The sequence below is a fragment of the Paucilactobacillus salsurae genome (genome assembly GCF_054784995.1).
Window position 1 is genome coordinate 144915 of record NZ_BAAHWX010000003.1, and the last position, 24103, is coordinate 169017.

The window sequence follows — 24103 nt, forward strand, 5'->3', positions numbered from 1 at the left end:
TCCTTGCCTTGAAGTTACTTGAAGGGCATATCGTACTAAATGCAAATAAATTAATGATCAAAGTGAGGAAAAAGAATGAATCGTTCAAAATTTGGAATGGTATTACCCATTATTTTAATCAGTTATTTTATGATTTTGTTGGATAACTCCATTGTGTTTACTAGTACAGTGAAAATGGCTGCTGATTTACAGTTAAATGCGCAAGTCTTATCTTGGGTAACCAATGCATATGCCCTAACTTTCGGTGGTTTTTTGATGTTAGGTGGACGAGCCGGCGATGTTTTTGGCCGGCGACGTGTGTTTTTAATTGGTTTGGTGATTTTTAGTATTGGTTCATTGTTTGTTGGCATGGCAACTAATGGGCTAATGTTAATTATCATGAGAGGACTTCAAGGAATTGGGTCAGCAATTTTGGCACCCACAACGTTAGCACTATTAATGGATAGCTACCGGGGTGACATGCGTACTCGCGCAATTATATATTACGGTGCCACTGGTGGACTAGGAGCTAGTTTCGGTCTAGTGATTGGTGGCTTAATCGCCAGTTACTGGTCATGGCGTATTGGCTTTTTCTTAAATGTACCAATTGGCGTCATGATGGGCCTGTTTACAATGAAATTTGTATCGGCTAGTCAACCAACAAATGAAAAAATTGACTGGTTGGGAGCAATTTATTCGGTGATTGGTCTAATTTTGATTGTGTTCGGCATCAATGGTGCTTCTCGACCTGTTTTGACATTAGTTATTGGTTTTTTCTTTTTGGCGTTGTTTATTTTACAAGAGCATCGCAGTGACCATCCAATAATGCCATTACAACTTTTTAAAGATCGCGAACGCAGTAGTGCGTATGTTGCCAGATTTTTCTTCCTAGGCGCCATGATTTCTTATTTCTTTTTGACACCGCAGGCGATGCAAAACGTTTATCACTTTACGCCTTTAATGGCAGCCATTGGCTTTCTTCCGGAAACATTACCACAATTTTTCTTTGCGACATTGGTTTCACGCTTAACTACTAGGTTTACAAATACGCAAATCATGTTGGTTGGTGGTGTGATCACTACTATTGGGTTAGTTATGATTGATATTGTTAAAATTCAATCAGGTTATCTGTGGGCGGTTGCAATCCCAATGGTGATTATCGGAATTGGTCAAGGCTTTTCACTGAGTACACTAACTGTCGCAGGGGTAGCCAATACTGATCCGCAAATTGCTGGTTCGGCATCAGGCGTTGTAAATACTGTCCATCAAATTGGAAGTTCGGTGGGCCTGTCAGTTATCACGATGATCACTGCCAACTTAACTAGCCCAGTCATCTCGTACAACACCGCAACGTCAATAATGACGATTTTTATGCTAATTTCAGTGTTGGCTGTTATTAATATTTATTTTGGACAAAAAAATAAAAAAGTCTTGCCTTAAAGTTACTTGAAGGGGATAGACTAGTTTCAAAATGAATAAAGGAGATTACTTATGAAGGTTTTAATACTGGCTGCTAACGGCCAAATTGCGCGAATTATCGAACAACGAATTTTAGCAGAATCACAATTCGAAAATATTGAGTTAACATTATTTTTACGAAATGCACATCGGCTGGCAAACTTAGACACGAATTCTCGAGTGACATTACTAGAAGGTAGCTTAGATGATGCACAAGCGGTTGACAGTGCTGTCAACGGTCAAGATCTTGTCTTTGTGGCAGTAGTTGATCATACCCGTGACAACAATTGGACGAAAAATGTGATTAACGCAATGCAAAAGCATCAAGTTAAACGTGTTATTTTCACTAATATTTTGGGAATTTACAATGAGGTGCCAGGAGAGTTTGGTGTATGGAATCACCAGCAAGTCAGTGGTGGTTTGGCTGCCGCGATTAACTCGGATCGGCTGTTACAAAATTCTGGTTTAGACTATACAACATTGCGATTACCGTGGTTAAATGATAAAAATGAAGTTAAGTATTCAGTAACTCACCAAGATGAACCATATATTGGTGTTTCGGGTTCCAGACAAAGTGTTGCTGATTTGGTGTCAAAAATGATGTTAGATCCAGCGCTTGGTTCAAAAGATAGTCTCGGATTAGCGGATCCAACTACTCAAGGGGCTAATCGGCCAATTTATTAACGGAGGACAAAGATGAATATTAAAGAAGCAAGTAAACAAACCGGTGTATCATCAGCTGCAATTCGTTATTACGAAAAAGAAGGATTAATTCCTAGTATTGAGCGCAGCGAAGCGGGTAATCGTGAAATTGACGAACGTATTATTCGCCGAATTGTGTTTGCTCGGCAAATGCGAGCAGCGGGCATGAGTATTGAAAATCTTCGACACTATATTCAATTGTTTGATGCTCAAGAAGATAATACTAAGGAACAAATTGAATTATTGAAAGAACAGTTAGCAGAAATGGAAGAGCGGCGTGATGATATCCAATCGGCAATTGATCATTTACACTATAAACTTGATCATTATGACGATCATATGGTGGATACCGAAAATGAATTGCGGGCAATTGAACGTCAACATGCAGCAAAAAGTAAGGAAGATGATCAATGATGAAACGTGTATTAATTATTGGCGCCACTGGCACAATTGGTGCAGCCGTTAGAAAATATTTAATTGAAAATAGTGAAGATCAGTTAACTTTAATGGCACGACATACCGCTAAGTTAGGGTTGGTTGACAAGAATCGCGAAACCGTTGTAAATGGAGACGTGTTGAATGAACAGGATTTGAAAAAAGCATTAAAAAATCAAGATGTTGTTTTTGCAGCCTTAAGTGGTAACTTACCAAAAATGGCACAAGCATTGGTGGACCAGATGTCAATAGCAGCTACGAAACGACTAATTTTCATTACATCAATGGGAATTTACGATGAAATCCCTAGTTCTGTTGGCGCAAACGGCAATGTCAGCAATAATCCAGTTCTCCAGCCATATCGCCAAGCTGCAGATATTGTTGAAGGGTCAGATTTAAATTACACAATTATTCGACCAGGATGGTTTGATAATCAATTCGACTTGAATTATGAAGTGACACATAAAGGTGAACCGTTTGGTGGGCACGATGTATCGATTGTCAGCATTGCAGACCTAGTGGCTAAATTGATTCATGATCCGCAAATGGCGAATCGTGAAAGTTTAGGAATCAATCGAAAGGATCATTAATGTTGAAAACGTTAGTTGTATACTATTCCAGAACCGGTAATACGAAAAAGCTAGCCCAACAAATTGCAAAAGTCAGTGAAGCTGATCTCTTTCAAGTAAAACCTGTAACACCTTTTCCTACTGATATGTATCAAACTTCTGACTTAGCTAAAAGGCAGTATGAAACTGGTCAATTACCCAATTTAACGGCAGTACCAGATAGTACAAAGTATCAAAGGATCATCATTGGTAGTCCTGTTTGGAGTGGCCGAATTGCCACACCAATTGCTAGTTTTTTAACTAAAGTTAAATTATCAGAAATACCAACATTTCTTTTTGGAACATTTGCGAGCGATGCTGGTAATTTTGTTAGTGACTTTCTGCAGCAAAGTGGAACGAACAGTCAGCATCACGAGCCTTTTATTCAAAACAGTAAAATTTCAAATCAACAAATTGGTGATTGGTTGTCAAACTAAAACTATAGGGTGTGGTAATAAACACATCCTTTTTTTGTGCTAAGAAACATTGCGCCATTATTTCCCTGGAAATAGCTGTCGCCACAAAACTTAGCTAGTATAATGATAACAACCTTGATAGTTTTAAAGAAAGGAGCGGTGATTAAATGACAATTGGTGAAAAATTAACACAGGCCAGGCTAGACAACCAACTCACACAGCAACAAGTAGCACAATATCTTTTTTTAACTCGTCAAACGATTTCAAATTGGGAGACGGGAAGAAGTTACCCAGACGTTTCTAGTCTAATTGCGTTAAGTGATTTATATCAGCACTCCTTGGATGAACTATTGAAGGGAGACAAAGCGATGATGAGTAATCTAGAAAAAAAGGAACGTGAACTTAAACAAAATCGACAGGTCTACTACGCTTCAATGATTGTTGATATTATTTTATTGATTCTCTTGGTTATGAGTTTAATGGGGTTGAAAGATTTCAAACTAGCAACGGGAGCACAAATTTTGTTGAATATTGGCATTTTAGTTAATGTTATTACGCTGTTATCAGAATCTAAACGAAGACGAGAGCTCGTGGGAAGAGACGATAATTCCAAGAAAAAACTGACTATTATTAGATGGGAGTTAGTGGTCGTGTTTTTACTCACTAACGTGCTCAGCGTTTATTTTCGTGGAATTGGCAGCTTTTCAGCGGGTGTATTTGTTGGTAGTTTGCTAGCGACCGTGGTGATTCTAAAATTTGTTGAGAAAGCTTTAATAACTTCGAATACAAAAAAATAAATGAATTAAAAAATATTGGCGAAAAATTGGTGATATTTTTTTCTTTTGGGATTAAATTTGGTAAGATAGGTTGACGAATTGAACGATTAAAACAATTGTGGGGGAACGACATAATGGGCCTGATGGTATCGACACTAATTTTATTATTAACAGCTGTGATTAGTATTTTTATTTCACAGGTGTTTCCAAAAATTTCTGGAAATTATATCAGTATGATTAGTGGGGCCATCATTTTCTTTTTCCCAATTATTCGTAATAATATTGAGCATTTTAATTCAGATATTTTTTTGGGACTTATAATTGCACCGCTATTATTCTTTGAAGGGCAATCAATGCACCTCAATTTTGTGGGTCAAGAGCTAAAACATATTTTTCAAATGACAGTTTCGTTAGTACTCTTGTGCTTAGTTGTTTCTGGGTTTAGTGTCTGGTGGCTTGCCGGTATTAGTATGCCATTAGCATTTATTCTAGCAGCTGTCAGTACGCCAACGGATGCTACCGCGATGGAATCTGTCACTAATGAATTGAAAATGCCAGCCACAGACCAAAGTATGTTGAAGATGGAATCGTTGTTTAACGATGCTTCTGGAATCATTCTCCTGAACATGGCTGCGCTCTGGTACGTCAACGGTTATATCAATTATTCAGAAACTATTGAAAACTTCCTAATCTCAGCGGTTGGTGGGGCTTTATTTGGTTTTGTCGGTGCGTGGGTGGTGGTATTGGCTCGTCAGCAATTATTGCGGACAGCTTATACTTCTTTAAATGCACAAATTTTAATTTATATTGTCACACCATTTATTTTGTATTATCTAGCCGAAATGATTCATGTTTCAGGTATTATCACTGTAGTCTGTGCAGGAATGGTTCATAATGCTGAAGCACAGCGGAGCCGCCTTTTAAATTCACGTCAAATTCATTTTGGGTTTGATCTAGTTGCCATGATTATCGAAATTTTTAACAGCATGGTCTTTGTTATTTTGGGATTCATGTTTGTCAGTATTGTCGTTGAAGAAAAAAGTATGGTTCATTCATTGAATTGGCTCTTAATTGGTACGGTTCTGTACGTCGTGAACACACTAATTCGATACGGGTATAGTCGTGTTCGTCTCCAAATGACAAATAAAGACGCCTGGATTTTTTCACTTGGTGGTGTCCATGGTGCAGTTACGCTAGCATTAGCATACACGGTGGCGGAAATGCATGTTAAAAGTGGTGCTTTCAATTTAGTATTATTGTCAGCCAGTTTCTTAATCATTTTGAGTATGGTTGTACCAACAATTGCATTCCGTTTTCTTCTAAATGCCGACGTTCCAGACAAAGAGGTTTTGAAAGAGGTCGATCAAATCCGTGTCAAAATGGTCCATCAGGCCGTGGCTGCGGTCAATCGCATGTATTTACCAGCTAATGTCAAAAAGTCCGTCATATTTGATTTAATGACCCAAAAACAAATGACGAGGACGCGCGATTTTGTCAAAGCCTGGTATGAAGTGGTTCGTCACCCAGAATTTACCGGTGCTGAAAAAGAATTGGAAATGCGGGCGTTTATGAATGCATTTTTACAGGAAAGACAATATTTAGATATGATTTCGCAAAGCGAAGTGCGTTACCAAAAATGCGTTTATCAACTTTATAATGAAGTGTTATTGGCTGAATCGTTGGTAGTGGGGCCAAATGTTTTCGAAGAGAATTAATCGTTAGAGAGGTAACGATATGAAGTTAAGTCATCGGCAACAAATTGCGCTGCTCAGCGGAATCATTATTATCATATTTCTAATCGTGTTAGTGATGAACTATCGCCCTGTAATACATGAATTACGTGGTCTAAAATTTAATCAGCAAACCTTTATTCATGTGTTCCGTGGCCAAGGGTTGATGGCGATTTTACCATTGACGTTACTTGTTGCTGCTGTGACAGTCGTTCCAGGTGCCCCCAACTCTGTAATGGCTGTGATCAGTGGCATTTGTTTAGGTGCGCCTTTGGGATTTATTGCAAATGTGGTCGGGTTGAGCATTGGTAATATGATTGGGTCATTTTTAGTCGATCGTCTCGAGGATTTGCGAAAACAGTCAAAACCATCGCGAATCTTAGACGATTTGCTTAAAATGCAGCATCCTAAAATTGGTGTGTTACTCGGTTATTGTGTTCCATTTGTACCTAACGCATTGGTTCATATTGCTGCGTCTGATTTAAAAATTAATCGATCCCAGTTAAATGAGTTAATTATCTTGGGCAGTATCCCGACCGCTTTTTTCTATGCTTTTGGTGGGGATGCGGTCTTGCATTTAAATATAACGCGCTTAATTGTAGCCGTTGTTATCGTTGCGGCTTCGGCCGGACTGATTTTAATTATTCGTCGTGATCGCAGACGGGCATAGGGCTAAAGCAAAAAACGAATTGTTTATGACATGACAATGTCATATTTTCTTTTCGCGTCATTTGGTATAAAATAAATCCAATCTTTTTTGGAGGCTTCAACCATGAATTTAGCATTTAGGTACGCAACGCAAGATGATTTAGAAACGATTGTTAATATTTATAATGAAATTATTCCCAGTCGACTAGCAACAGCCGACTTGGAGCCTGTCAGTGTTGCTTATCGGCAACCGTGGTTTGAGGCGTTTAACCATGAACAACGGCCAATTTGGGTCATGGAAAGTAAGGGCAAAATTGCTGGTTGGGTTTCTGTCGAATATTTTTATGGACGCCCAGCATATATTCATACTGCGGAGATCAGTATTTATATTGATCAAAACTTTCGTCATCAGGGTCTAGGACAGCAAGCTCTGGATTTTGTATTCGGGCAATTAAAGTCTTTAGATATAAATACGTTAGTCGCATTTATTTTTGGTCATAACAAACCTAGTCTTGGGCTTTTTGAAAAAAATGGATTTGAAACCTGGGGACGCCTGCCAGAAGTAGCATTAATGGATGATCAAAAACGTGATCTTGATATTTTAGGCCGTCATTTTAGTTAATCGATTACTTAAGGAAATAATAAACTCAATTTTTTTCTTCGCGAAATGTGCCCAAATAGGATATTATATTATGGTTAAGGTATTATAGAGTAATGACGAAAAATTATTCGCGGGTCTCGGAGGAAAGTAAATTGAGCAGAACTTATATTGTAGCTGCTAAACGCACTGCAATCGGTAAAATGAATGGTAGTTTGGCAACTAAATCAGCCGTAGATTTGGGTAGCTATGCGATTAAAGGTGCCGTTAATCAGTCTAAGATTGATCCTAATAATATTGATCAAGTATTGATGGGTAACGTCATTCAAGCTGGTGTTGGGCAAAACCCAGCACGCCAAGCTGCTGTTAAAGCTGGACTTGATTTTAGTATTCCAGCAATTACGATTAACGATGTTTGTGGCTCTGGCCTTTCCAGTGTCAATTTAGCAGCGAGTTTAATTGCTGCTGGACAAGCACAAGTGGTGATTGCTGGTGGAATGGAAAGTATGTCGTTAGCACCTTTTGTTGTCCAAAAAGATCAAGTGAACGATCAATTTGACCGTGATGATTTGATCGACACGGTTCAATCGGATGCATTGACTGATGCGTGGGGCGGTTATCAAATGGGAATGACTGCTGAAAACATTGCCGACAATTACCATGTTACTAGGGAACAGATGGATGAATTTTCGTTTAATAGTCATATGAAAGCTGTCGATGCGCAAAGAACCAGAGCGTTCGAAGATGAAATTGTGCCAATTGACACTGTTACTGCTGATCAAGCAGTACGTCCCGATACGTCAATTGAAAAACTAGCCACACTAAAACCAGTGTTTAAAGATCAAGGAACTGTTACTGCTGGTAACGCTTCTGGATTAAATGATGGTGCCGCAGTAGTCATGCTAGCTTCACAAGAAGCGGTTGAGAAATTTAATTTAACGCCTCTTGCTGAATGGGTTGATGCAGCATTCGTTGGTCTTGATCCACACATGATGGGCATGGGACCTTATTATGCTGTGAGCCAACTTTTAGAAAAGCAACAGATGAATGCTAGTGATGTTGACACCTTTGAACTTAATGAAGCATTCGCAGCTCAATCAATTGCTTGTATTAATGAGTTAGGTATTGATCAAGATCGCGTTAATCCAAATGGTGGTGCAATTGCCCTTGGTCATCCTGTGGGCGCGTCTGGAAGTCGTATTTTAGTAACACTAATCTATGATTTACTTCATTCAGACGCTCAAACTGGCGTTGCCTCATTATGTATTGGCGGCGGTATGGGTGCAGCAACGCTAATTAAAAAAACAACCAATCAATAATTGAATAATATGGAGACTGATTATGGCGGAATCAACCAAAACTTTAGTAGACTATGTGCAGCAGCAAGGGAATGTTTCATTTGCTGAGCGTGAACTAAATATGGTGGATGCCGCTATTTTTGCGCAGTTAAGTTATCTTGACTATACGGTTGTTCCTGCTGACTTGCAGCCAACCCTAGCAGTGCTAAATGACGCACAATTACTTGATCAGATGAATCAAGGAATTTGGATGGGGGAGCTCAATAAACAGTTGTTGGAGGCAATTGCGCAAAGTGCGCGTTTTAAATCAATTTCTTGGCATGATGCCGTTAATACTAACGATCCAGATCTTGAATTACAATTTGCGGCCATCACGTTTGAAATTGGACCTGATTACTATTTTGTGGCATATCGTGGAACTCAAGCCACCCTCTTAGATTGGAAAGAGGATTTTAACATGACTTATCTGGAGGCTGTGCCATCACAAAAATTAGCCGCTAGATATCTGAAGCAACGTGTGCAGGCAAAACCTGGTCATTATTATGTTGGCGGTCATTCCAAGGGTGGTAATTTGGCAGTGTTTGCGTTGGCCCATAGTGACCAGCAAACGCAAATGGCAATTCAAAAAGTATTTAATTTTGATGGTCCCGGGTTTAAAGAAACGTTGCCAAAAGCAATAATTTCGCGGGTCGCTAAATTTGTACCAGAATCAACTGTAATTGGACTGTTATTAGAAACAACTCAGGAATTTCAAATTGTCAAAAGTACCGCAATTGGGATTAACCAACATAATCTGTTGACTTGGGAATTAGATGGTGATCAATTTGTGTTTGGTGAAGCTTTGAAATGGTCTGCGCTTTATTTGCAACGAGCTATTGACGCGTGGTTATCAGAAATGAGCCTCGCGGATCGGCAACTCATTCTTGATGCTGTATATGCAATTTTTAAAGAAAGTGATATCAATCAGTTCAAGGACTTTAAACAGGCAGTACCGACAAACACCAAAATGATTGTGACACAAATTCAAGCAACAGACCCTGAAATTAGACAGCAAGTCACTTCTTCAGTAGGTGAATTACTGCAGGCGCTATTGACAGCAGGTGGGCATGAAAAGCCCAAAACAGCGATGCCAACAGTGTTAAAGCAATTGCTTCAATTACGTAAAAATGAAGAAAAATTAGATAAATAAAAATGTTTCACATGAAACAAATAAGCTACTTGATATTTTATAATCAAGTAGCTTTTATTTATTTTAAATGGATTGGTGACGACGAGACAGTGCAACTATTATTGTTGTTGACAGTGCCACAAGCGCCAAAATGGTGAGAACGCCAAATGAATTTTGTGCACCTAAAACGGCATTGTGATGAGTTGTAAAATTTGGATGGCTAAGTTGCGTGCTAGAAAAGACAAATGATAACACGCTAGTACCAAGTGCACCCGCATACTGTTGCCCAGTGTTAAGAATTGAATTTAAATCGGTCTGATCATTAGCTGGTAATGATTTACTAGCATCGGATAGTGTATTACCAAAACCGAAATTAAAACCAAATCGTAAAAACATATATAGACCAGTGATTAGGATTAAAGAAGAGTCGCGGGCAAAGTACCAAAGCAGCAGTGAGCCAATAATCATGGATGAATTAGAAATTAACAGTACCAGCGTGGCACCATAGCGATCATATAATGTTCCAGCAACTGGCGCAATCACAGCTCCTAAAAGCGATCCAGGCAATAGCACTAAGCCCGCAGATAATGAATTGGCGCCAAGATAGTTCTGTGCAAAAACAGGGATGACAAAGGAAATGCCAATATTAATAAATTGCAAAATAACGTAGTTGGTTCCGCGCAATGCGACAATCTTTTGGCGTAAAATATTAAAGTTTAGCAGTGGATGAGCGCTTTTTCTACTATGAAACAGCATCAAACCAAATGTAATTAAAGTAATAATGAATGTTAAAACAACATTGAAACTAAATAGTCCTGCACTACTAGCTTGATTAAATACTTCGATGAAACTAAAAAGAAAGATGCTCAACCAAATAACGCCTAAAGTATCAAAATTGGTCCCAGCATTTTCGGCCTCTAAACGAAGACTTACTTCGCCCACAAATGTGGCGATCAGTAGGAGTGGGATTGCAAACCAAAAAATCGCATGCCAAGACAAGTAATAGTTTAATAAGCCACCATAGGTTGGCCCTAGTGCTGGCGCAAATGATGTAATCATACTGGCTAGTCCAACGTATGTGCCTAATCTAGCTTTCGGGATGAGTGACAAGATGACGTGAAACATTAAGGGCGTTGAAATCCCAGTGGCAACGGCCTGAAGGAGCCTACCAGAGAGCAAAATCCAATAGTTCTGCGTCAACGCACACAAAAGAGTACCAAGGAGACTAATAATAATGGCGAAACGGAATAATTCACGAGCGTTGAATCGCTTAATTAAGAATGCAGAAGTGCTCATCACAATAGTGACCATGAGCAAGTATCCGGATGTGAGCAACTGAACAGTTGAAAGAGGTAAATTAAATTGCTTAGTCATCGTCGGAAAAGTTACGTTTAAAGATGTTTCAACTAGGATACCAATGAAGGACAACATACTGGTGGCAAATATTGCCAATTTTGTCTGATTAGAAACATGGTTAGCATGCAATGGATGAACCTCCTGGCACAAATTGTTGTTGTAAGTAGTTTAAACTTTTGGTGAAGAATGGTCCAAAAAAATGTTTAGGTAAGTTTAAAGCAGGTAATTATTAGGTCGATACTTGTTGAAGTCACTTATCAAAACAGATATTATAATAATGTAATTATAATATCTGTTTTATATCTTAACTGGAGGAAAACTATGAATAAGAAACGAATCTTGGGGGCAGCATTGGCGAGTGCAGTATTAATTGCACCGTTTGTTGCAACAACAACAGCTGCAGCTGCAGATACTTTTTATACAAATCAAACCAACGCACAACGTGCTGATATTACAAATTGGGTGGCTAATTCGTCAGAACAAATTGGCAATAATATCAGTTCACAACACATTGATGTTAACAATTTGAATGGTGCAAGATATATTATCCAATGGGGCGATACCCTTTCAGGCATTTCTGCTGCTACTGGTATTTCGGTTAGTAAGTTAGCTTATGATAATAAAATTACTAACATTGATTTAATTTATGCAGGGGATGTATTGATTTTAAATCGGGATGGCGTTGTGCCAAGTAACTGGACATACGATGGTGCTGGTAATCAAGTAGCTAATACAAAAGTTACGATCAACGATTTTTCAGATAATAGTGATCATTCAGTTCACATTGATGTGTCTCCAGTCATTATTGAAAACAACAACAATAACAATAATAATGATAATCAAGAAAGTAACGATTCAAACAACAGTAGTCAAGATGATAATCGATTTGAAGCATCCTCTTCTGACGACCAAAGCAGCACTGACTCATCTGAAAGTGATACACAATCAAGTTCTGATGATAGTACTTCTGCAGAAGATAAGTTCTCTGACGCTGTCAGTGATAAATTTGCCACTAAAATTGGCTTAGCCGACGAAGACAAAAATAACGTCTCTGTTGACTTTACTAGTGATAGTGATAACCAAGACGAAGATAGCGAGTCTGACAGTGATTCTGAATCAAATGACGCTGATTCTTCAGATACTTCAATGGTTTATGATGAAGATCAAACCGTTACCTTGAGCAGTTCAAAGCTGACCAAAATTAATGCCAATAAATTGGTGAAAAAGATTTACAAACAATTGAAAAAAGATCACAACTTGAGTGATGTTAAAGATGCTGATGAAATTGAAATTACCATCACGCAAAATGGTAAGGACTTCGACTTCAATATTCAATTAACGTCAAATTCTGATGCTGATAGTAGTTCAGATGAAACCAGTTCTGATGAAGATTCATCAGATAACGATTCAACTGACAGTGAATCAAGTCAAAGCAGTCAATCAGATGAAGCAACTGATACAACTGATGACACTGATTATTAATCTAGGAGAAGTTTAGGCTGATGAAAAAAAGAAAATGGACCATTATTAGCATTGTAATCATCATTATTTTGGGTGTTGCCGGTGGCATGTATTGGAATATGAGTCATTCGGTTGCCAAAAAAGTACCAGGTAACGCCTACAGATACCAAAGTGTTTCCAAAGATAAAACATTGTATATTACTTTCGCACAAAACGGTGATCAAGCTGTTGTGAATCAAGATAAAAATACAGCTTTAGATGCGGCTGCCAGTTCAAGTTCGTTTGAAAAAGAATATGCGACCCAGTCAAAGGATGCAACTTGGACTTATAAAGCAGATGGCAGTAAGTTAACACTGGCTAAGCAAGAAAAAAGTAAGGTTTCGCAGTGGCAATATAACAGTATTTTAGCCACCAATAAGAAATTTACCTCACATAGCTTTACCTATCAAATTGCTAAAGCTGGTCAAGGACAAGTTAAGAGTAAAACAGTATTCGAAAAAGTTAATTAGTTAGAACATGCAAAACGCCTTATCTCATTGAGATAAGGCGTTTGTTATTTATTCGGAATGTGAATAGGTTATTAATTAAGCAAAGGCTTTTTCGGAGACTTCATTTTTAATGGTTGCCTGTGCCGTGGCAAGACGTGCAACAGGTACCCGGTATGGTGAACATGAAACATAACTAATATTAATTTTTTCAAAGAAGTCGGTTGATTGTGGATCACCACCAATTTCACCACAAACACCAATTGGTAATTCAGGATTAGTCTGACGCCCGCCTGTCACGGCTAACCGCATCATTTCACCGACACCTTCTTGATCAAGATGCTGGAATGGATCAGTAGGAAGTAACCCTTTATCCAAATATGCACCTACGAAGCTGGCAATATCGTCACGAGAATATGCGAAAGTTAATTGCGTTAAATCATTGGTCCCGAAACTGAAGAAATCAGCAGATTCTGCGATTTGAGCTGAAGTAACACAGGCACGTGGCGTTTCAATCATGGTACCCACTTCATAATTGATGTCCAGGTTGTGGTCAGCAGCAATTTCTTCAATAACGTTGCTGACGAGTTCACGCATCCATTGCATTTCAACTGCAGTGTTAGTCAATGGGATCATCACATGCGGTGTGACAGTCAATCCTTCAGTTGCTAAGCGGCACACGGCATTCATCATGGCACGCACTTGCATTTGATAGATATCAGGATAAGTGACAGCCAAGCGATCACCACGGTGACCAAGCATTGGATTTACTTCTTTTAATGAATCAACACGCGCCTTTAGTGTAGCTGGGTCCATGTCGAGTTGCTTTGCCACTGTTTGAATTTCATGTGCGTCATGTGGTAAAAATTCATGCAATGGTGGATCTAGTAGACGAATGGTAATGGATTTCACACCAGCTAATTTGTACAAGGCATAGAAATCAGTTTCTTGCATTTTTGCTAACTGTTCTAATGGATCTTTTCGTTCTTCGGCCGTTTCAGCCAAAATCATTCGGCGCATGTGAATTAAGCGTTCTTGTTTAAAGAACATGTGCTCAGTCCGAACAAGGCCAACACCATCAGCTCCAAAATCAAGGGCTTTTTGTAAGTCTTGTGGTGTATCCGCATTAGTGTATACCTGCATGCGGGCAGTTTCTTTTGCCCAATCAAGAAATGTATCTAAATCGTCATTTAATTTGGCTTCTGTAGTTGGTAGTTGGCCAAGATATAAATGACCATTGGCACCATCAACTGATAACCAATCACCTTCATTAATGACTAAATCATCAACTGAAGCAGATGAGTCGGTTACATGTAATGCTTGCACACCAACCACGGCTGTTGCGCCCATACCACGAGCAACCACGGCAGCGTGAGACGTCATTCCACCACGGGCAGTGACGATGGCATTGCTAGCAACCATTCCGTCAATATCTTCTGGTGAAGTATCTTGACGAACTAAGATGACCTCTTTACCCGCATCGCGTGCAGCTTTTGCTTTGTCAGCTGTAAAGTAAGCTTGCCCACTAGCAGCGCCAGGGGAAGCTGGTAAGCCGCTAGCGAGTGGTGTACTACTTGCTAAGGTTGCTTCTTCAAATTCTGGATGAAGCATTTCACTTAAATCATCTGGTTTGAGACGCATTAGCGCTTGTTTCTTTGTAATTAAGCCTTCGTCAACTTGGTCAACGGCAATTTTAAGTGCTGCGGCGGTTGTCCGTTTCCCATCACGTGCTTGCAGTAAGAAAAGTTTACCATGTTCAATCGTAAATTCGATATCTTGCATATCGTGATAATGTTGCTCTAGTGTTGTTGCAATTTTAGCTAATTCTTCATAAACATCAGGCATGGTGGTTTGTAAAGTGGAAACAGGTTGTGGCGTCCGAACACCGGATACCACATCTTCACCTTGTGCGTTTAAAAGATATTCACCAAATAATGCATTGGTTCCAGTTGCAGGGTCACGGGTAAAGGCAACACCTGTTCCGGAATCCGCACCCGCATTACCAAAGACCATTTCACACACGTTAACTGCCGTTCCTAAGTCAGCGGGGATGTTGTTTTCGCGACGATAAACAATTGCACGATGGTTATTCCAAGATTCAAAGACAGCTGTAATCGCGTCTAATAATTGGGCCTGTGGATCTTGAGGAAAGGTTCCTGCTGAACTTTGGCTGTAAAGTTGTTTAAAGTCAGCAACGATTTGTTTCAAATCATCAGTAGTTAATTCGAGATCAGATTGATAATGATTGGCGTTTTTGGTTGCCGTTAGAATGTCATCAAATGATTGCTCATCAATGCCATAAACAACGTTTCCAAACATGGCTAGCAAACGGCGATAACTGTCGTAGGCAAATCGTGGATTATTGGTAATCTCAGCCAAGGTTTCAACGGTTTCATCGTTGAGACCAATGTTTAAAATGGTGTCCATCATGCCAGGCATCGAAATTGGCGCACCAGAACGCACTGAAACAAGCAGTGGATTGTGTGAATCGTTGAATTTCTTGCCAGATTCATTAGCAAGTGTATTAAGTGCATCATCCAACTCTTGTAATAGTGATTCACTCAATTGATTGGTTTCTTGAAATTCGTGACAAGCGGCAGTGGTAATCGTAAAGCCTTTGGGTACTGGAATACCTAAATTGGTCATTTCAGCAAGGTTAGCTCCTTTACCACCTAATAAATCACGCATTTTCATGTTTCCTTCAGTAAATAAGTATATTTCTTTCATCAGATTACCACCTTTTAAATAAATAAAACATCATATATCTATGAATAGTAATATAATATTTAATTTAAAAAAATGCAAGCGTTTTCTTCAAAAGAAATAAAAAAAGAACCGCCAAAAGGCGATTCTACCCTGATTAAATTTGATCCATAAAATATTTAAAAATCCGATTTTTAGTAATCTTACCAATTGGATGGGCTGTATCATCATCAGTGATGACCGGTAGTGAATCGACATTGTGCTTAATGAGTAACTTGCCGGCATCTCTGATTGAAGTTTTGGCGTTGACCGTAACGATATTTGGCATTCGTGTCATGACAATGCTTGCTACCAAATCTGGTGCATCTTTGTTGGTAAAGCTAGCTCTTAGCAAATCTTTGCGTGAAATGAGTCCCACTAACGCACCTTCTGCATCAATAACGTATAAAGAACCAACATCGGCCAGAAACATGGTTGTCACAGCTTCTTCAAGAGTAGCATCTTGATGAATTTCGGTACTCGGCAACAAAATTTCTGAAATCGGTTGATCATATTTTTGAGCATTGATAGCCACTGTTGGCGGTATTTGATAGCTATAGCCAACTTTTGGGCGTGACGTCAGTAATTCCAATGCTGACAGAATTCGCAAGTCCGTTCGAATTGTTGGGACACCAAGATTTAACTTATTTGCGATTTCTTCGCCAGTCATGGGACTTTGTTGTTTGAGCATCTGAATGATTTCTTTTTGACGTGACGTTAACTGCATAAGAATATTCCTTTCGTGAAATGTGATTGTTTTCATTATATCATAGCATGTTTAATTTAATATCTTATTTCCACAATGTGATGACATAAATAAATTTACAGCATTATATTTGCATGAAACGGGTATTTCGTTGTTTACTTACAATATAGAAGAATTAATCGAACAAATTGATAAATACTTATTGCGTTTTTGCCGAAATATTGAGTTTCAAAGGTGAACATGCTATTGTGAAAACGTTAAAACCGAACTGTTAGGAGAAGCAAACAAGTGAAAAAGCAGAATCGAAATAAATGGATTAGTATTATTTGCGCCTTTTTGATTGTAATCTATCTTGGTGGTGTAATTCATTATCACAATCATTTTCTGCCACGAACTACAATTTTAGGAACTAGCATTGCTGGCAAAAATGTTACCTCGGCAAGTAAAACATTAAATCAAAACATTAAAACTTCAGAGTACAAATTTACAGAAAATGACAAAACAGTTTTTAGTGCTAGCCAAAAAGAACTGGGCATTCGTCAAGATTTTAGAGTACCGCTAGATCAGATAGCAAAATCGCAGAATGCATGGACCTGGCCAATAAAATTAGTCTCAACTAAACCAAACGAAATACCTAATGGTCAGGCACTTTTGAATAAATCAAAATTACAAAATTTTAGCGAAAAAAAAGCAGCCGTGTTGAATGAAAATCGCCAATCGTCAAAAAGCGCCCAATTATCATTTAAAAATGGCAAATTAATGGTCAAAAAACAGTTTCAAGGCAATAAGATAGCAGCTGATCAACTGGCTATGACGGTACAAAAAAGCATCGATCAAAACACGAATGTTATTAAAATGAGTGATACCTATGAAAAGCCACAGTTAACGATTCAAAGTAGCAAGTTTAAAACCTTAAAAAATAAGATGGAAAAAATTGGAAAGGTTTCCGGCACACTTAAAATCTACAATGATAAAACAATTCATATTTCTAGAGATAAAGTTCAAAGTTGGGTTAAGCAATCTGGTACCAGTATTGAGTTTGATGATGCTAATGTGAGCCAGTTTTTATCCAAAATTGATGATAAATATGGTACCTATGGCAAAGATCATGGCTTTAAATCTACTAATGATGGCAGCATTAAGGTTAAAGGCGGTCTGTATGGATGGACAGTTAACAAACCTAAACAAGTGGCAGCTTTGAAGCGTACAATTCTAAATGGTCAACAATTTAATCAATGGATTCAGACAAAGGGTTCCGGTTACCACAAAAATGGCACGGATATAGGCAACACTTATGTGGAAGTTGATCTAAAACAACAGCATGAATATTATTACAAGAACGGTAAATTAATGTTGGAAAGTGCCGTCGTTACTGGTAATCCAAACAAAAATAATGCTACTCCAACTGGAGTATATGATGTTTGGAGTAAGCAGCCAAATGCCATTCTAAGGGGTAACAATGGTAATGGAACTAAATATGCTAGCCATGTTAACTACTGGATGCCTATTGATGACACAGGGGTTGGGCTGCATGATTCACCTTGGCAACCAAAATATGGCGGAAATTGGTATCAATCACACGGTAGTCACGGATGCGTGAACAATCCACCGGCATTCATGAGCAAATTGTTTAATGAAGTATCCTTGGGAACACCAGTAATTGTTCATTGATTTACAGAATTTTGAAAAGAGAATGCTGGAGATATAAATGATGGATGAAGTAAATATTGTTGTAAAAACGACTCAACAATTGACGGCAGCAGAGTTGGTAAATATTATGTACGAGCGTACAAAAGTTTTTGTTGTAGACCAAAACTGTGCTTATCAAGAAGTTGATCATAAGGACGGTCAAGCCACTCACGTGATGCTTAAAGTCGGTAACCAATTAGCTGGATACACTCGTATTGTTCCACATGATGATGGCAAACACATTAGCTTTGGAAGAGTGCTTGTTGTTAAAAAGTTTCGCGGAAATTCATTTGGACGTCAAATTGTGACTAAAACTATTAACGAAATTCAAAAAAATTACCCGGGAAATGAAATTAAGATTGAGGGACAAAGTTATTTGAAGAAGTTTTATGAGTCATTTAACTTTCAAGCAGTGTCTGATCCGTATCTAATTGATGGCATAGAACATATTGACTTTGTATTAACATCATAAATAATAAGGAATCGGGGATAAACCCGATTCCTTATTTTAGTAAATTGTTTTCAATTGTTCAGCAACAACATCGTGTTTCATGAACTCATCATAGGTGGTATCTGCACGATTAACAATGCCTTTTGGTCCTACTTCAATAATATGGTTAGCAATTGTTTGAATAAATTCATGGTCATGACTAGTAAATACTAACGAACCAGGGAAACTAATTAACGCATTGTTCAAACTGGTAATACTTTCCAAATCAAGGTGATTAGTCGGGTCATCAAGTAATAAAACGTTAGATTTAGTTAACATCAATTTGGAAAGAAAGCTCCGTACTTTTTCACCACCAGATAAAACGTTAACTTCTTTGAGCACATCATCGCCTTTAAATAGCATTTGACCTAAGAAACCACGTAAGAAAGTGTTGTCACTTTCTTCTTTACTGGCATACTGACGCAACCATTCCAAAATGTTGAGTGTTTCACTGTCAAATTCTGGATTAAGATCTTTTGGCATATACGAGCGAGTGGTAGTCACACCCCATGTGACCGTGCCGCGGTCAGGTTCTAAATCACCCGCAATGATTTGCATTAAAGTGGTAGTGGCAATATCATTCCGCGAAATAAATGCAGTTTTGTCGCCAGGTTGCAGTGTAAAGCTGACTTGATCAAGAATTTGTTGACCATCAATTTGTTTGCTGACATTTTCAACTTTCAGAAGATCATTACCAATTTGGCGTTCAGGCGTAAACTTAATAAACGGATACTTTCTAGAACTTGGTTTAATATCGTCTAACGTGATTTTATCAAGTTGTTTCTTTCGTGAAGTTGCCTGTTTTGATTTAGAGGCGTTTGCTGAAAAACGGGCAATAAATTCTTGTAATTGCTTGATTTGTTCTTCTTTTTTGGCATTTGATTGGGATTTCAATTGTGCGGCCAGTTGTGAGCTTTGTAACCAGAAATCGTAGTTACCCACAAAAAGTTCAATTTTACCGAAGTCAACATCACACATGTGGGTACAGACAGCGTTCAAAAAATGTCGGTCATGACTGACCACTAACACAGTATTCTCATAGTCGGCTAAGAAATTTTCTAACCAGCTAATCGTTTGCGGGTCAAGGCCGTTGGTCGGTTCGTCAAGTAACAAAATATCAGGCTTACCAAAGAGCGCTTGTGCTAACAAGACCTTAATTTTGTCGCTTTCGGCAAGTTCTTGCATTAAGAGATCGTGTTGACTTTCTGGGATGCCTAATGATTGTAATAGTTGACTGGCATCACTTTCAGCATTCCAGCCATCCATTTCGGCAAATTCTCCTTCGAGTTCTGCTGCTTTAATACCATCCGCATCCGAAAAATTTTCTTTGGCATACAAAGCATCTTTTTCCTCCATTACGGCGTACAGTTGCTGGTAACCTTGCAGAACCGTATTAATGACAGTCTGGTCGTCAAAAGCAAAGTGATCTTGCTTAAGACTACTCATGCGTTCGTTAGGATCCATAGTAACAGTACCGGTGGTTGGCGCTAATTGGCCTTCAATGATTTTTAAAAATGTTGATTTACCGGCACCATTGGCACCGATAATGCCATAACAGTTGCCAGGGGTAAATTTAAGATTGACGTGATCATATAATTTACGATCTGAAAATGTCATCGACACGTTATTAACAGTTAACAATTGGTTACCTCACTTTTTCTTTGGTTGATTTCTAATAGTCATACTATCTTATCAAATTCAAGACGTGCAAACAAATAAAGAAAAAAAATCTTTAAATTTTAGACATATTTGGTGTATACCATTTCAAATTTTTGCAATTCACATTATGGTTTTATTATCTGTTAAATCAATATTTAAGTGACATTCAGTTAATATAAATTGGTCTACTTTGTGACAAAAAGCGCTTGATATCAGTAAGTTAATCGCTTGCAATCTCATTGAAAAGGCTTACAATATGATTTTGTAAATATGTTAGTTACTATTGATTAGGAGAGATTGATATGAAAACAAGACATTTAAGCATCTTTTTTATTTTTGTTTTCGGTGCTTTAGGTGGACTGTTATTTGGATTTGATACAGGAATTATTTCAGGTGCGTCATCATTAATTGAGACGGACTTCCATTTAAACATTGAACAAACAGGATTTATTACATCATCAGTATTGATTGGATCTTCAATTGGGGCCTTGTCAATTGGCTCATTGTCTGACCGGTTTGGTCGCAAGCGCCTATTATTAGTGGCATCAATTTTATTTTTGATTGGGTCAACATTATCGATGACCGCGGTTGGATTTGTGTCGATGATTATTGCGCGGATTATATTAGGATTCGCTGTTGGGTCAGCATCCGCATTAACACCAGCTTATTTAGCTGAATTAGCAGACGCTCCTCACCGTGGCTCTTTGGGAACGATGTTCCAATTGATGATCACATTAGGTATTTTACTGGCCTATGTTTCCAACCTAGGCTTTTTAGGTCATAACCTGCTTGGCATGCGTGATTGGCGCTGGATGCTTGGGTCAGCGTTGATCCCAGCTGCCATTTTATTTATCGGCTCATTGATTCTACCGGAATCTCCCCGCTTTTTAGTTGAAAAGGGTAAAGTTGACGAAGCGCGAACTGTTTTACATGAGTTGCGTGAAAACACATCTGAAGATCCTGATGCCGAATTAGACTCAATTCAAAAAGTCGCTAATCAACCTAAGGGTGGCTTGAAAGAATTATTTACTTTTGCGCGTCCAGCCGTGATTGTGGCAGTTGGATTAATGCTGTTACAACAGTTAGTTGGGATTAATTCTGTGATTTACTTCTTACCACAAGTATTCATTAAGGGATTTGGTTTCGCAGAAAGTAATGCGATTTGGATTTCAGTGGGAATTGGAATTGTTAATTTTGTCTGTACCGTATTGGCATACAAGATTATGGATAAATTCAATCGTCGCACGATCCTGTTATTCGGCTCCGTAGTGATGGCAGTGGCCATTGGTATTTTGTCGATTTTGAACTTCACAATTAGTGTCAAAGCAGCAGCAGTGCCAACCATGATTTTAATCGCGATTTATATTTTTGGTTTTGCGGTTTCATGGGGTCCAATTTGCTGGTTAATGATTGGTGAAATCTTCCCATTAAACGTTCGCGGTGTTGGTAATTCAATTGGTTCAGCAGCCAACTGGATTGGAAACTTTATTGTGTCACAATTTTTCCTAGTCTTATTATCAGTTTTTCATAATAATGTGGGCGGACCATTTGCGGTCTTTACCTTCTTTGCCATTGTTTCGATTTTCTTTGTTATCTATTTTGTTCCTGAAACACGTGGAAAATCACTTGAAGAAATTGAAATGGAAATGCGCCATCAAGCGGAAGAAAAGAATAATTAAATTTAATCTCAAAAAAAATCATGACTGTTGTCATGATTTTTTATTTGTAAATTTTGATTAAAAAGATCAATTGAGTTGTATTATTAAAACAATCATACTAAGATTTATGAAATAATAGAGGCATTATTAAGTAAATTAAGGAGCAGGCCGTTGAAACACATTAAAATAGCATTGCTAACTGTCATTTTAATAGCTGCAGGCTTGTTTTTGTTTGATCACCAAAAAATGATTAATCAAAAGCTTAATTTTTATGCCGACCGTGCTTCTCAAAAAGTTGAATTATATTGGCAAAAAGCGGTTCATAACGATGCCAATCAAGCATCATCAAAAAAACGAGTGAGCAATAAGCAAACAGGGACAAGTATTTCCAGTAGTGCAACACCTGTAGAATCAATAGTTAAGAATGTTTCGTTGTCAAAAAAATACTATTATCAGTATACAAGTAAAACACCAGCTACTGTTAGGGCAGTGTTTGATCAAGCAATTGCTGACTATAACGCAACTGGAATTGTTCATTTAGTCAAAGGAAAGGGTCACACTACAGATAATCGCGTTACCTTTTCTGTTTATTCAAAAAAGATGGCTAATCTTGAGCAACAAACAATTGAACTCGGGGAAGGTGGCCCGACAATCACCAAGGGAAGTAACTTAAGTGGAGATTACGCATTTAACCATGGGAGCGCTAAACTCAATATTTATTATGCGAAATCAATTCGTAAATCAGTGGCGTTACATGAACTAGGGCATGCATTAGGCTTGGATCATAGTGACAGTTTTGATTCGGTAATGTACCCAATGGATCGCGGGACTGTGCAACTATCTCCAGAGGATCTAGCCGGATTAAAGAGTATCTATAAATAAAAGCGTTTGGAATTTTTCCAAACGCTTTTTGTCTATAATGCACTTGGTGCATCTAAGTGTAATTGAGTTGCAATTGTTTGAATTTGCTCAGCGGTTTTATCGTCGATTGTCACGCCATTAATTTTATTATCATCAAAATGGCGATACTCACGATCGCCAGGAATCATGATTTGTGTCCCAGGTAATTTATCGAGATTACGAATGCGATCAAACATATTTTCCACGTTTGTCTTCAAGGTTTCCAAATCACCAAAGAAGGCAGGATCAATCGCCATAAAGAATTGGCTGAAATCGTGTTTGCCGGTATTGGTGTCTGCAGAAATTGACCCTTGAGCCAAAATACCAGTTAATAATTCAACCACTAATGAGTTACCGAAGCCTTTATAATTTGAATTTTCTTCTGAGTTACCGCCTAGTGTCAGCACGCCACCACCGGGTTGTTCTTCTGTGAAGGCTACTTTTGATAAAATATCTTCAGCTGCATTAGCATCCTTAACAACATTTCGATCACCATCAATGGCCCATTCACCAGGAATTTGACCACCTTTTTTGGCTAAGACTTGAATTTTACCGCCGGAAACAACCGATGTCGCGCCATCGAAAACGAATGGATGTGGATCTGCGGGGAACGTAAAGGCAAAGGCGTTTGACCCCAAAAAAGCATCTTTGGCATTTGTGGGAACGACGAGTGGCCGCGTATTGGTGTTGGAAATGCCGATTAAGCCGGCTTCTGCAGCCATTCTGGAATAATATCCTGCAGTTCCAAAGTGATTGGAGTTACGAATGACAGCGACAGCCACGACAGACTTTTTAGCTTTTTCAATCAGTTTATTCATTGCCAACGCGGATGCGATATGGCCCATGTTTTGATTGGCATCAATTAATAAGCTGGTTGGTGTTTCTTTTAAGATAATCGGAGCTTTGGTTGGTTCAATAATATGTTCTTCAATCATGTTGATATACCAAGCAAGACGTTGGATACCATGTGATGAAATCCCTCGGAGGTCAGCATCAACTAGAGTATCTGCCAGTAAATGGGCATCCGCTTCATTAAAATGGTATGCTGCAAAGACTTGTTCTAAAAAAGTTTGTTCAACTTGTGCGCTGATTTTCATTGTAAATCCTTCTTTCGTTTAATAAAAAATCGTCCTTGTACAAT

Annotated in this window: 22 protein-coding genes; 17 read left to right on the plus strand and 5 right to left on the minus strand. The window is 38.5% G+C overall.

The genetic code is table 11. The features are described from left to right. The first annotated feature begins 75 nt into the window (after positions 1-75). The 11 genes from ACYVQZ_RS04300 to ACYVQZ_RS04350 all read left to right on the plus strand — a co-directional run bounded on the left by ACYVQZ_RS04300 (position 76) and on the right by ACYVQZ_RS04350 (position 9837). Positions 76-1419 carry an MFS transporter gene (locus ACYVQZ_RS04300; RefSeq protein ID WP_461240167.1) on the plus strand — a complete coding sequence of 448 codons (1344 nt, stop codon included), beginning with the start codon at positions 76-78 and terminating at the stop codon, positions 1417-1419. 51 nt (positions 1420-1470) lie between these two features. Next, positions 1471-2121 carry an NAD(P)H-binding protein gene (locus tag ACYVQZ_RS04305; protein WP_461240168.1) on the plus strand — a complete coding sequence of 217 codons (651 nt, stop codon included), beginning with the start codon at positions 1471-1473 and terminating at the stop codon, positions 2119-2121. A 12-nt stretch (positions 2122-2133) separates the two neighbouring features. Further along, the gene (locus ACYVQZ_RS04310) at positions 2134-2553 is read left to right on the plus strand and encodes a MerR family transcriptional regulator (RefSeq protein ID WP_461240169.1); all 420 of its coding nucleotides are present in this window, start codon (positions 2134-2136) and stop codon (positions 2551-2553) included. Continuing rightward, a complete protein-coding gene (locus ACYVQZ_RS04315; protein ID WP_461240291.1) occupies positions 2553-3164 on the plus strand; it encodes an NAD(P)H-binding protein in 612 nt (203 codons plus the stop codon). Before ACYVQZ_RS04310 ends, ACYVQZ_RS04315 begins: the two co-directional genes overlap by 1 nt. After that, on the plus strand, positions 3164-3619 hold the full coding sequence (locus ACYVQZ_RS04320) for a flavodoxin family protein (protein ID WP_461240170.1): 456 nt from the start codon (positions 3164-3166) through the stop codon (positions 3617-3619). The genes ACYVQZ_RS04315 and ACYVQZ_RS04320 overlap by 1 nt, the downstream gene beginning before the upstream one ends. Before the next feature lie 146 nt (positions 3620-3765). Continuing rightward, entirely contained in the window at positions 3766-4395 is a 630-nt protein-coding gene (locus ACYVQZ_RS04325; RefSeq protein WP_461240171.1) for a helix-turn-helix domain-containing protein, read from the plus strand. Between the two features lie 113 nt (positions 4396-4508). Continuing rightward, positions 4509-6089: a cation:proton antiporter gene (locus tag ACYVQZ_RS04330; RefSeq protein WP_461240172.1), complete on the plus strand. Its 1581-nt coding sequence runs from the start codon at positions 4509-4511 to the stop codon at positions 6087-6089. Between the two features lie 19 nt (positions 6090-6108). Beyond that, entirely contained in the window at positions 6109-6774 is a 666-nt protein-coding gene (locus ACYVQZ_RS04335; protein ID WP_461240173.1) for a TVP38/TMEM64 family protein, read from the plus strand. A 102-nt stretch (positions 6775-6876) separates the two neighbouring features. Continuing rightward, a complete protein-coding gene (locus ACYVQZ_RS04340) occupies positions 6877-7374 on the plus strand; it encodes a GNAT family N-acetyltransferase (RefSeq protein WP_461240174.1) in 498 nt (165 codons plus the stop codon). Positions 7375-7505: 131 nt separating this feature from the next. Beyond that, positions 7506-8669, plus strand: coding sequence for a thiolase family protein (locus ACYVQZ_RS04345; RefSeq protein ID WP_461240175.1), 1164 nt, complete (start codon positions 7506-7508; stop codon positions 8667-8669). A 22-nt stretch (positions 8670-8691) separates the two neighbouring features. Then, positions 8692-9837: an Mbeg1-like protein gene (locus ACYVQZ_RS04350; protein ID WP_461240176.1), complete on the plus strand. Its 1146-nt coding sequence runs from the start codon at positions 8692-8694 to the stop codon at positions 9835-9837. 63 nt (positions 9838-9900) lie between these two features. Here ACYVQZ_RS04350 and ACYVQZ_RS04355 read toward each other — a convergent pair whose 3' ends face one another. Then, positions 9901-11301: an MFS transporter gene (locus tag ACYVQZ_RS04355; RefSeq protein WP_461240177.1), complete on the minus strand. Its 1401-nt coding sequence runs from the start codon at positions 11299-11301 to the stop codon at positions 9901-9903. A 192-nt stretch (positions 11302-11493) separates the two neighbouring features. On the opposite strand from ACYVQZ_RS04355, the gene ACYVQZ_RS04360 reads away from it, so the two are divergent. Further along, entirely contained in the window at positions 11494-12654 is a 1161-nt protein-coding gene (locus ACYVQZ_RS04360) for a LysM peptidoglycan-binding domain-containing protein (RefSeq protein ID WP_461240178.1), read from the plus strand. Between the two features lie 20 nt (positions 12655-12674). Then, a complete protein-coding gene (locus tag ACYVQZ_RS04365) occupies positions 12675-13142 on the plus strand; it encodes a hypothetical protein (protein WP_461240179.1) in 468 nt (155 codons plus the stop codon). Between the two features lie 75 nt (positions 13143-13217). Here ACYVQZ_RS04365 and ppdK read toward each other — a convergent pair whose 3' ends face one another. Next, positions 13218-15845 (minus strand): pyruvate, phosphate dikinase, encoded by a 2628-nt coding sequence (gene ppdK, locus ACYVQZ_RS04370; RefSeq protein ID WP_461240180.1) that lies wholly within the window; start codon positions 15843-15845, stop codon positions 13218-13220. 133 nt (positions 15846-15978) lie between these two features. Beyond that, complete coding sequence (locus tag ACYVQZ_RS04375) at positions 15979-16587, minus strand: CBS domain-containing protein (RefSeq protein WP_461240181.1); 609 nt, start codon at positions 16585-16587, stop codon at positions 15979-15981. Between the two features lie 267 nt (positions 16588-16854). Here ACYVQZ_RS04375 and ACYVQZ_RS04380 point away from each other — a divergent pair, with 267 nt between their 5' ends. Both ACYVQZ_RS04380 and ACYVQZ_RS04385 read left to right on the plus strand, forming a co-directional pair. Then, positions 16855-18237 (plus strand): L,D-transpeptidase family protein, encoded by a 1383-nt coding sequence (locus tag ACYVQZ_RS04380; RefSeq protein WP_461240182.1) that lies wholly within the window; start codon positions 16855-16857, stop codon positions 18235-18237. A 37-nt stretch (positions 18238-18274) separates the two neighbouring features. Further along, entirely contained in the window at positions 18275-18727 is a 453-nt protein-coding gene (locus tag ACYVQZ_RS04385) for a GNAT family N-acetyltransferase (protein WP_461240183.1), read from the plus strand. 36 nt (positions 18728-18763) lie between these two features. Here the strand turns inward: ACYVQZ_RS04385 and ACYVQZ_RS04390 are convergent, their stop codons facing one another. After that, positions 18764-20386 carry an ABC-F family ATP-binding cassette domain-containing protein gene (locus tag ACYVQZ_RS04390; protein WP_461240184.1) on the minus strand — a complete coding sequence of 541 codons (1623 nt, stop codon included), beginning with the start codon at positions 20384-20386 and terminating at the stop codon, positions 18764-18766. Positions 20387-20706: 320 nt separating this feature from the next. Between ACYVQZ_RS04390 and ACYVQZ_RS04395 the strand changes: the two genes are divergently transcribed. Beyond that, complete coding sequence (locus ACYVQZ_RS04395) at positions 20707-22083, plus strand: sugar porter family MFS transporter (RefSeq protein WP_461240185.1); 1377 nt, start codon at positions 20707-20709, stop codon at positions 22081-22083. Between the two features lie 150 nt (positions 22084-22233). After that, a complete protein-coding gene (locus tag ACYVQZ_RS04400; protein ID WP_461240186.1) occupies positions 22234-22944 on the plus strand; it encodes a M57 family metalloprotease in 711 nt (236 codons plus the stop codon). A gap of 32 nt (positions 22945-22976) precedes the next feature. Here ACYVQZ_RS04400 and ACYVQZ_RS04405 read toward each other — a convergent pair whose 3' ends face one another. Further along, the gene (locus ACYVQZ_RS04405; RefSeq protein ID WP_461240187.1) at positions 22977-24059 is read right to left on the minus strand and encodes an Ldh family oxidoreductase; all 1083 of its coding nucleotides are present in this window, start codon (positions 24057-24059) and stop codon (positions 22977-22979) included. Between the last annotated feature and the right edge of the window lie 44 nt (positions 24060-24103).